At 73.1% G+C, this 9,875-nt stretch carries 9 protein-coding genes; 5 read left to right on the top strand and 4 right to left on the bottom strand.

Going from position 1 to position 9,875, the window contains the following annotated elements:
- A partial coding sequence (locus tag Q1N79_RS21040; RefSeq protein ID WP_300611533.1) for an aldo/keto reductase occupies positions 1–756 on the top strand: 756 nt, incomplete at its 5' end.
- Positions 753–1,913, top strand: coding sequence for a low temperature requirement protein A (locus Q1N79_RS21035; RefSeq protein ID WP_300611532.1), 1,161 nt, complete (start codon positions 753–755; stop codon positions 1,911–1,913). The genes Q1N79_RS21040 and Q1N79_RS21035, both read left to right, overlap by 4 nt.
- A 61-nt stretch (positions 1,914–1,974) precedes the next feature.
- Here the strand turns inward: Q1N79_RS21035 and Q1N79_RS21030 are convergent, their stop codons facing one another.
- From Q1N79_RS21030 to Q1N79_RS21020, 3 genes are all read right to left on the bottom strand, one after another.
- A complete protein-coding gene (locus tag Q1N79_RS21030) occupies positions 1,975–2,190 on the bottom strand; it encodes a hypothetical protein (protein ID WP_300611529.1) in 216 nt (71 codons plus the stop codon).
- 195 nt (positions 2,191–2,385) lie between these two features.
- Positions 2,386–3,792, bottom strand: a complete 1,407-nt coding sequence (locus tag Q1N79_RS21025; protein ID WP_300611527.1) for an RNA polymerase sigma factor — start codon at positions 3,790–3,792, stop codon at positions 2,386–2,388.
- Positions 3,793–3,923: 131 nt separating this feature from the next.
- The gene (locus tag Q1N79_RS21020) at positions 3,924–5,120 is read right to left on the bottom strand and encodes an AMP-binding protein (protein WP_300611524.1); all 1,197 of its coding nucleotides are present in this window, start codon (positions 5,118–5,120) and stop codon (positions 3,924–3,926) included.
- Positions 5,121–5,159: 39 nt separating this feature from the next.
- Between Q1N79_RS21020 and menB the strand changes: the two genes are divergently transcribed.
- Genes menB through menD form a run of 3 tightly spaced genes read left to right on the top strand, consistent with a single transcriptional unit; the run spans position 5,160 to position 8,787 of the window.
- Complete coding sequence (menB, locus tag Q1N79_RS21015) at positions 5,160–5,990, top strand: 1,4-dihydroxy-2-naphthoyl-CoA synthase (RefSeq protein WP_300611523.1); 831 nt, start codon at positions 5,160–5,162, stop codon at positions 5,988–5,990.
- Positions 5,990–7,006 carry an o-succinylbenzoate synthase gene (locus Q1N79_RS21010; protein ID WP_300611522.1) on the top strand — a complete coding sequence of 339 codons (1,017 nt, stop codon included), beginning with the start codon at positions 5,990–5,992 and terminating at the stop codon, positions 7,004–7,006. Before menB ends, Q1N79_RS21010 begins: the two co-directional genes overlap by 1 nt.
- On the top strand, positions 7,003–8,787 hold the full coding sequence (gene menD / locus Q1N79_RS21005) for a 2-succinyl-5-enolpyruvyl-6-hydroxy-3-cyclohexene-1-carboxylic-acid synthase (protein ID WP_300611521.1): 1,785 nt from the start codon (positions 7,003–7,005) through the stop codon (positions 8,785–8,787). The genes Q1N79_RS21010 and menD overlap by 4 nt, the downstream gene beginning before the upstream one ends.
- A gap of 13 nt (positions 8,788–8,800) precedes the next feature.
- Here the strand turns inward: menD and Q1N79_RS21000 are convergent.
- Positions 8,801–9,875 (bottom strand): GH25 family lysozyme (locus Q1N79_RS21000; RefSeq protein ID WP_300611519.1); only part of this gene is annotated, 1,075 nt, incomplete at its 5' end.

Here is a 9,875-nt window from a genome sequence, read left to right as displayed (position 1 = left end):
GGCGGCGGCAGGCGCGAGCGGACGGTCCTGGCGACAAAGCTCTACGGCGACATGGGGACGTGGCCGAACGAGGGCAAGCTGTCCGCGCTGAACATCCGCCGCGCGTGCGAAGCCTCGCTGCGCCGGCTGCGGACCGACTACATCGACCTGTACCAGATGCACCACATCGACCGCGCCACCCCGTGGGACGAGATCTGGCAGGCGATGGAGGTGCTCATCGAGGCGGGCAAGATCGTGTACGCGGGCTCGTCCAACTTCGCGGGCTGGCACATCGCGCGGGCCTGCGAGACCGCGCGCTCCCGCGGCCTGACCGGGCTGGTCAGCGAGCAGTCGCTGTACAACCTGATGACCCGCGACGTCGAACTGGAGGTGCTGCCCGCCGCGATCGCGTACGGGGTGGGCGTCATCCCGTGGTCGCCGCTCGAAGGCGGGCTGCTCGGCGGCGTGCTGAAAGCCGAACGCGAGGGGCGCCGCCGGCTCGCCGGGCGGGCGAAGGCGCTCGTCGACCGGTACAGGGAGCGGATCGAGGCGTACGAGGACCTGTGCGACAAGATCGGCGAGGAACCCGCGACCGTGGCCCTGGCCTGGCTGCTGCACCAGCCCGCGGTGACCGCGCCGATCATCGGGCCGCGCACGCTCGCCCAGTTCGACGGCGCGCAGCGCGCGCTCGCCGTCACGCTGGATGCCGAGGTCCTCGGCCAGCTCGACGAGATCTTCCCCGGCTACCAGCCCGCCCCGGAGCACTACGCCTGGTGAGCACGCGGGCCGGGCGGCTGCTGCGCGACCGGTCAGGCGACCAGCGGGTCACGAACATCGAGCTGTTCTTCGACCTGGTGTACGTCTTCGCGGTCACGCAGCTTTCGCACTTCCTGCTGGGCCACGCGACCGCGGTCGGCGCGCTGCAGGCGGCGCTGCTGCTCGCGATCGTGTGGCTGGTCTGGGCCTACACCACGTGGGTCACGAACTGGATGGACCCAGAGCGGATCGAGGTCCGGCTGCTGCTCGTCGTGCTCATGCTGATCAGCCTGGCGATGTCCGCGGCGCTGCCGCACGCGTTCGCGGGCTGGGGCTGGGTGGTGGGCACCGCCTACGCCGTCCAGCAGGTCGGGCGCAGCGGCTTCATGGTGGCGGCGCTGCGCGGGCCGCTGCAGCGGAACTACGAGCGGATTCTCGCCTGGTGCGCCGTCAGCGGGGCCTTCGCCGTCGCCGGCGGCCTGGCGGGGGGCCCGGCCAGGGACGTGCTGTGGGTGCTGGCGGTCGCCACCGACGTCGGGGGCGGGCTCGCCGGGTTCGCGACGCCGGGCCTCGGCCGGTCCAACACCGCGGACTGGACGATCGAGGGCGGTCACTTCGCCGAGCGCTGCCAGGCGTTCATCCTGATCGCGCTCGGCGAGTCGATCGTCATCATCGGCGCCGCGCTGTCGGAGGCGGCGCACGTGACCGCGACCATGGTCGCCGCGTTCGTGGTGGCGTTCGCTGGCTCGGTCGCGCTGTGGTGGCTGTACTTCGACCGGTCGGCGGGGGCCAGCGCGCGGGTCATCGCCGTCTCCGCCGACCCCGGCCGGCTGGGCAGGTCCGCTTACCACCTGATCCACCCCGTGATGGTGGCGGGCATCATCGTCACCGCGGCCGGCGACCAGACGCTTCTCCTGCTCCCGTCGTCCGCCGCGAGCGCGCCGGCGGCCTGGATGATCCTCGGCGGCCCGGCGCTGTTCCTCGCCGGGCACGCCGCGTTCAAGTTCGTCGTCTGGCGGGTCATCCCGTGGACCCGGCTCGCCGGGATCGCCGTGCTGGCGCTGCTTTCGCCGGCGGCCGACGCGATCCCGCAGATCGCCCTGGCCGCCTGCGCGGCCGTCGTGGTCGCCGCCGTGGCGGCGGGGGACCGCCGCGCAAGCCATTTACGCTGCCGGTGATGCCCGGGAGGAGCGCACCCCGGCGAGGACGGGGGCGAGGGGCGGGGGGCGAGGACGGCGGCTACTCCTCGTCCTCTTCTGTCTCCATGACCACGCTGATGCTGTCGTTGGCAAGCAGGAACGAGATGTCCTCCAGGCTCTTGGCGATCGAGAACAGCAGGAAGGGCACCGCGGCCTGAGCGTCCCCGCTGAGCATCCCGGCCGCCACGCGAAGCTGCGCGCTGTAGTCCCCGCCGATGTCTTCCTGCAGCTCGTCCAGCAGGCCTTCGTCGTCCATCTGTACCGCGCCTCCCGCTAGTGCCCGACACGCCGAAAATCAGGGCTGGCTTGGGAATCTTAGTGCAGCGCGGCCCGGGCCGCGTGCCGGGTGGTCCGTAACGGCCAACGTGCCGGACCCGGCGGGAGGTCGGGTCCGGCACGTTGGCCGCAGCAGCGCGCGAGCGCTGCCGTTTGCGGGGGACTCGGCAAGTCCTCAGGAGGCGAAGTCGAGCAGCGGCTGCGCCCGGGACGGGTGGCGCAGCTTGGACAGCGACTGCTTCTCCAGCTGGCGGATCCGCTCGCGGGTGAGGCCGAGTGCACGGCCGATCTCGTCCAGCGTGTGCGGGTTGCCGTCGTACAGGCCGAACCGCATGGCCATGATCGTGGCCTCGCGCGGCGTCAGCGCGTCGAGCGCGGAGCGCAGCTGCTCGGCCATCAGCTGACGGTCGACCAGCTCGGAGGCCTCCGGGGCGTCCACGTCCTCGATGAGGTCGCCGATCGACGTCTCGCCGTCCTCGCCGATCGTCGAGTCGAGCGAGATCGGCTGGCGCGACGTGCGCAGCAGCTCCTCGATCTGGTCCGGCGTCCGGTCCAGCTCGACGGCCAGCTCCTCCGGGGTGGGCTCACGGCCGAGCCGCTGGTGCATGTCGCGCTCGACGCGCGACAGCTTGGACAGCATCTCGAGCACGTGCACCGGCAGCCGGATCGTCCGGGCCGAGTCGGCGAAGCCGCGCTGGATCGCCTGCCGGATCCACCACATGGCGTAAGTGGAGAACTTGTAGCCCTTCGTGTAGTCGAACTTCTCGACAGCGCGGATCAGGCCCAGGTTCCCCTCCTGCACGACGTCCAGGAGCGACAGCCCGCGGTCGCTGTACTTCTTCGCGACCGAGACCACCAGCCGCAGGTTGGCCTCGAGCATGTGCGCCTTGGCGCGCCGGCCGTCCTCGGCGACAAGCTCAAGGTCGCGCCGGTAGTCGGGGTCGAGGTCGGGCTCGGTGTCCAGCTTGTGCTCGGCGAACAGGCCAGCCTCGATCCGCTTGGCCAGGTCGACCTCCTGCTCGGCGGTGAGCAGGCTGGTCCGGCCGATGGACTTCAGGTAGGTGTGCACCGAGTCGCCCATGGCGGGCGTCTGGTCGTCGAGGTCAACCCCGTCGGCGAGCGCGGCGACGTCCGCCTCGATCGCCGCGACGTCCTCGTCCCCGAACTCCAGGTCCCCGTCGGCGTCGCCATCCACTTGGCCGATCTCGGCGTCGGCGTCGTCGGCCCTCTTGGCGCGGCCCTTCCTCGCTGCCGTGGCGTGGGCCGCGGAACCCTTACCGGGAAAGTCCACTGCCGCAGCGTCGATAACCGCAGAGCCCTTCACCGCTGCCCCCTGTCCTGCCCCGGCGGGCTTGTCAGTGGCGGTTTCTGTCTCCTCGTCGGCAAGCCGGACCCCGGACTCGCTCAGCTCGCGGAGAATTGACCGAGCCTCGGCGGGGGTAAGACCCGCCTGCTCGAAGGCGGTCCGCAGGTCCGAAAGGGACAGGTGGCCCTGGCTGCGACCGCGCTGGATCAGGTCGTCCACGCGAGTCGAGCTGGTCTCCTCGTCCTGCGCAGGAGCGGCCGTCGCGATCCGCGGCATGAGACACCTCCCTTACCCTGGTTCACGTGCGCATGCGCTGCGCCGTTCAACAACACGTCGTCTTGCGGTCCCCACGTGGCTTATGAGTAGCCCGCCCCGGTTTCACCGATGTTCGCTGCGGGCACTCTTAATTAACGCTCCGCGCGTGAGAATGTTCCCATCCGCGTAACGTTCTTGAGGGAGGCGAGGTCTGGCTTGCCGGTGGGGAGCACCGGGATGGCGTCCGTCAGCACCAGTTCGCCGGGAGAAGCGTAACGCGGCAATCGCGTGCGTACGTGCGTACGCAACAATTCTAGGCTAGGCGGGTGAGCGTGGTCCGCGGGGACCACGATCGCGGTGACCCGTTCGCCCCATACCGGGTCGGGCCGCCCGACCACGACCACCTCGCGCACGCCGGGGCAGTCCGCGAGCACGGCGGCGACCTCGCCGGGGATCACCTTGAACCCGCCGGTGTTGATCGCGTCGTCGGCGCGGCCGCGGACGACGACGCGACCGCCCGCCTCCAGGTAACCAAGGTCGGAGGTCACGAACTCACCGGCCAGGTCCGGCTGGCCGTGGTAGCGGTTCATCAGCACCGGCCCGCGGATCCGCAGCAGCCCGTCCGCGCCCGCCCGCACGCTCACCCCGTCGAGCGGCACCCCGTCGTACACGCACCCGCCGCAGGTCTCGCTCATCCCGTACGTGGTCACCGCCGGCACCCCTGCCGCCCGCGCCCGCTCGACCAGTCCCGGCGCGGCCGCCGCCCCGCCGACGAGCACCGAGGAGAACTGGGCGAGCGCGGCCGCCGCCGCCGGGTCGGCAAGCAGCCGGGCCAGCTGGGCCGGCACGACCGACACGTGCGACGCCCCGGCCGCGGCGAGGGCCTGCGCGCCGAGCGCGGGCACCGTCGCCGGCGCTGTGCCGCAGACCTGCGACCGGACCAGGACCTGCAGCCCGGCGACATGGGTGACCGGCAGGCAGCATAGCCATCGCTGCCCGGGCAGCGCGCGGAGGCGGGCCAGCGACGCCCGCGCCGAATGCAGCAGCGCCGCCGCGCTCAGCTCGACGCCCTTGGGGTCCCCGGTGGATCCGGAGGTGCCGATGATCACCGCCGTATCCGCCGCTGTCCTTTCTCCGTCAGAACGAGCCGTGGCGTCTCCGTCGGGTCCCACCACCACCTCGGGGCGCAAGGCGTCAAGCAGCTGCCGCAGCCGCGCGGCGGGCAGGCCGGCGTCCAGCGGCGCGATCGCCGGCCCGCCGCCGGCCAGCGCCGCGGCCAGGGGCTCGATCAGCCGGGCCGCGTCCGCGACGCCCGAGAGCAGTACCGCGTGCAGGGGACGCTCATTCACGGTTATTAAGGTTAGATCCCGGACCGAGGGAGGTTACGAGTGGCGCAGTGGCAGCGGTCTGGTCCGGAACCAGGCAAGGACTACTCCGACATCTGGTACGACACCGCGGGCGGCGTGGCGAAGATCACGATCAACCGGCCCGAGGTGCGCAACGCGTTCCGGCCGGCCACCCTGTTCGAGCTGTCGCACGCGTTCAACGTCGCCCGCGACGACCCGGGGATCGGCGTGATCATTCTCACCGGCGCGGGCGAGGCGGCGTTCTGCTCAGGCGGCGACCAGAAGATCCGCGGCGACGACGGGTACGTCGACGAGCGCGGCGTCGGGCGGCTGAACGTGCTTGACCTGCAGGTGCAGATCCGGCGGACCCCCAAGCCGGTGATCGCGATGGTGGCCGGCTACGCGATCGGCGGCGGCCACGTGCTGCACGTGTGCTGCGACCTGACGATCGCCGCGGACAACGCGGTCTTCGGGCAGACCGGGCCGAAGGTCGGGTCGTTCGACGGCGGGTACGGCTCCTGGCTGCTCGCGCAGACCGTGGGCCTGAAGAAGGCGCGCGAGATGTGGTACCTGTGCCGTCAGTACACCGCGGCCGAGGCCCTGGCGATGGGCCTGGTGAACGCGGTCGTGCCGCTGGCGGACCTGGAGGCCGAGACGCTGCGCTGGTGCGAGGAGCTGCTGGCGAAGTCGCCGCTGGCGCTGCGGATGCTCAAGGGCGCGCTGAACGCGGTGACCGACGGGGCGGCGGGCATGCAGCAGTTCGCGGGCGACGCGACGCTGCTGTACTACATGAGCGAGGAGGCCCAGGAGGGCCGCGACGCCTACAAGGAAAAGCGGACCCCCGACTTCGCGAAGTTCCCCCGCCGCCCGTGATGGAGCTGTCCGATCTGCTCGGCACACTGCGGGCGTTCGCGATTCCGATGCGGACGAAGTTCCGCGGGATCACCGTGCGGGAAGGGGCGCTCATCGAGGGGCCGGCCGGGTGGGGGGAGTTCTCGCCGTTCGCCGAGTACGGGCCGCGGGAAGCGGCGCGCTGGCTGGCCAGCGCGATCGAGTCGGCAACGGTCCCGTGGCCAGAACCCGTCAGGGACCGGGTGCCGGTGAACGTGACCGTGCCCGCCGTCGCGCCAGAGCGCGCCCGTGAGATCGTCGCCGGGTCGGGCTGCCGCACCGCGAAGGTGAAGGTGGCCGAGCAGGGCCAGGCGCCGGCCGAGGATGTCGAGCGGGTCGCGGCGGTGCGCGACGCGCTCGGCGCGGACGGGCGGATCCGGGTCGACGCCAACGGCGGCTGGGATGTCGGCACGGCGGCGCGGATGCTCCGCGCGCTTGACCGCTACACCCTCGAGTACGCCGAACAGCCCTGCGCCACCCTCGAGGAGCTCGCCGAGCTCCGCCGGCTTATCGACATTCCCGTCGCGGCGGACGAGTCGATCCGCAAGGCCGAGGACCCGCTGCGCGTGCGGGCCATCGGGGCGGCCGACGTCGTCATGGTCAAGGTGCAGCCGCTCGGCGGCGTGCGCGCGGCACTGCGGGTGGCGCAGGCGTGCGGGCTGCCGGTCGTGGTGTCAAGCGCGGTCGACTCCTCCGTCGGGCTGGCCGCCGGCGTGGCGCTCGCCGCGGCGCTGCCCGAGCTGCCGTACGCGTGCGGCCTGGCGACGATGTCGCTGCTCGCGGGCGACGTGACCGCCGACCCGCTCGCCGAAAGCGGGGGCGAGCTGCCGGTCCGCCGGCCGGCCGTCAGCCTGGCGGCGCTCGCCCGCTGGGAGACCGACCCCGGGCCGTGGCGGCGGCGGGCGCGCGCGGCCGCGGAGTACCTCGGCGCGGAACCGGCGATAACAGCAAGAAACGGACCGGCGATAACAGCAAGAGAGGGCCGGGCGGGACCGTGAACCCCGCAACGGCGTTCGGCATGGTCTTCGCCGACGAGCTGGCCAGGTGCGGGCTGCGCGAGGCCGTGGCCGCGCCTGGATCGCGGTCCACGCCGATGGCGATGGCGCTGCACGAGCTGGACCGGGCGGGCCGGGTGCGGCTGCACGTCCGGATCGACGAGCGCTCCGCGTCGTTCACCGCGCTCGGCCTGGCCAAGGCGAGCCGCCGGCCGGCCGCGGTGCTGTGCACGTCGGGCACCGCGGCGGCGAACTTCCACCCGGCGGTCATCGAGGCCGGCGAGTCAGGCGTCCCGCTGCTCGTGCTCACCGCCGACCGGCCGCCTGAGCTGCGCGACACCGGCGCTAACCAGACCGTCGACCAGGTGAAGCTGTACGGGGCGGCGGTCCGCTGGTACGCCGAGGCCGAGGTGCCGCACCCCCGCCAGGGCGCGGCGGGCTACTGGCGGTCGCTGGCCTGCCAGGCGTGGGCGCTGGCGGCCGGCGACACGGGCACCTTCCCCGGCCCTGTCCACGTGAACCTCCCGTTCCGTGACCCCCTCGTCCCTGACGACACGGACGACTGGCCCGAGCCGCTGGACGGGCGTCCAGGCGGCGCGCCATGGACTCGCGCCGCCCGAGCTGGCGGGAGCGCCAGGGCCGTAGCCGCCGGGGTACTGGCGCTGCCGTGGACCGAACGCGGGGTCGTGGTCTGCGGAGACGGGGACTACGACGCCGCCGCGCTGGTCGAGCTGGCCGAGCGCGCTGGGTGGCCGGTGCTCGCCGAGCCGTCGTCCGGGGCGCGGCGCGGGCCGAACGCGCTGCCCGGGTACCAGTACCTGCTGGCGTCGGAGGCGTTCATGGCGGCGCACCGGCCGCTTGTGATCGTTTCCGCCGGCCGGCCCGGGCTGTCCCGGCCGCAGTCAGCGCTGCTGGCTCTCGCCGGGGCGGGCGAACCGGTGCGGCACGTGGTCGTGGCGCAGGGACCGGGGCGGTGGGCCGACCCGCAGCGCGCCGCGACCGACGTCACCGCGAGCGTGCGGCTGGCCGGCGTCCCCGGCGTGCCCGGGGCGCCCGGGGCGCCCGGGGCGCCCGGGGCGCCCAGCTGGCTGGAGCGATGGCGCCGCGCGGACTCCGCCGCGCGGCGCGCCGCCGACGCCGTGCTCGACAGGGCCATGAGCGGCGCCGAGTCGGCGCTGACCGAGCCGCAGGTCGCCCGCGAGCTGCTCGCCGCGCTGCCCGAGCAGGCACTGCTCTGGGCCGGGAACAGCCTGTCCGTTCGGGATATCGATCTTCTTATGCCGCCGCGGGCGGATGTGCGGGTGCTGGCGAGCAGGGGCGCCAGCGGGATCGACGGGACCGCGTCCACGGCAGGCGGCGCGGCGCTCGCGCACGCGGCCGCGTCCGGGGCGCCCGCGTTCGCGCTGATCGGGGACCTGGCGCTGCTGCACGACGCGGCCGGGCTCGCGATCGGGCCGGGGGAGCCGCGGCCGGACCTGTGCCTGGTCGTGGTCAACAACGACGGCGGCGGCATTTTCAGCGCGCTTGAGCAGGCCGGGGCGGACCGGGGGATGTTCGAGCGGATGTTCGGGACACCGCACGGAGCCTCTGTCGAGCTGCTCGCGGCCGCGTTCGGCGTGCCGTACGCGCTCGTCGAGCACCCCGGCGAGCTGGCCAAGGCCGTCACCGGGACCGGGCTGCGGATCGTCGAGGCGCGGACCGACCGCGGCGCGAACGCGGACCTGCGCGCGCGGATGCGCGCGGCCGCGATACGCGCCGCGCAGACGGCCGCCAGCGGCCAGTGACCCGCGTCCGCTGCTACCCCGGCGCGCCCGCGATCACCTGATGTGCCACGTTGATGTGCCAGGCGAAGCTCACCGAGCCGGCCGGGCCCGCGGCGTTGGCGGCCTTGATCGTCACGTCGTAGACCGGGTCGCCGGTGCCGCCCGGCACGTCGCCGATGACGCCGCTGATCATGCCGGCGCCGTTGATCGCCAGGCCGGGCGGCAGCCCGGTGGCGGTGTAGGTGAGCGGCAGACTGGCCACGGCGGCAAGCGAGTTGACCTGCAGCGCGACCCGCGCGCCGACGCCGTTTTGCTGGCTGCCCGGGTCGATCAGCCCGGCCAGGCCGGTGTTGAAGTCGTCGAGGTCGGTGGTGCCGGGAGAGTCCACCCCCGGCACCGTGCCCGTGCTTGTGTACTGCCAGAACGTGTAGGCCGGCCAGCCGGCCGGCATCGGCGGGCTGACGAAGCCGTACGCCGCCACCCACATCGGGTCCGCGCCGAACGCGGTGCTGCCGCCCGTGCACGTGTCCCACCAGTTCGCCGTGGTGTAGATGATCGGGTACTGCCCGGTCAGGCTCCGCGCCGTCGAGACGAACGCGGCGATCCAGGCGGTCATCTGGGTCGCGCTGAGCCCGTAACACATGTTGGTGCCGTCGCTCGACACGTACGGGTCGTACTCGATGTCCAGCATCAGCGGGAGCATCTTGGCGCCGGTGGCGTAGTCGGAGTACTGCACCGCGAACCTGGCCTGCTCGGCCCCGCCGCTGACGTTGGGTATCGCGAAGTGGTAGGCGGTGACGTACAGGCCCGCGGTCTGCGCCACGGCCAGGTCGCTGAGCACCCACGGGTTGACGTAGTAGTCGCCCTCGGTGGCCTTGATGGCCGCGAACCGGTAGCCGGCCGCGTAGACGCCGGCCCAGTTGATGGGCGCGCCGTCCGGATGCTGGTAGGCGGCGACGTCGATCCCCGGCACGGTCGTGGCCGCGGTCGTGCCGTGGGCGCCATGCGTGCCGCTGGCGACCGAGCCGGACAGCTCGCGCAGCAGCCGCGGCGAGTGCGGCAGCGCGGCGGTGCCCGCCCGCGCCCTGCCCAGCGCCAGCACCGCGGCG

This window comes from Trebonia sp. (genome assembly GCF_030042015.1).
In the GTDB taxonomy this organism is placed as follows: Bacteria; Actinomycetota; Actinomycetes; order Streptosporangiales; family Streptosporangiaceae; genus Trebonia.
Note: the sequence above shows the minus strand (reverse complement) of the source record. Positions and strands in the feature narration are given on the sequence as shown.

Coding starts and splice junctions, on each gene's coding strand:
- Q1N79_RS21010 (WP_300611522.1), top strand. CDS start 5,990: ATGGAGCTGTCCGATCTGCTCGGCACACTGCGGGCGTTCGCGATTCCG.
- Q1N79_RS21025 (WP_300611527.1), bottom strand. CDS start 3,792: ATGCCGCGGATCGCGACGGCCGCTCCTGCGCAGGACGAGGAGACCAGC.
- Q1N79_RS21030 (WP_300611529.1), bottom strand. CDS start 2,190: ATGGACGACGAAGGCCTGCTGGACGAGCTGCAGGAAGACATCGGCGGG.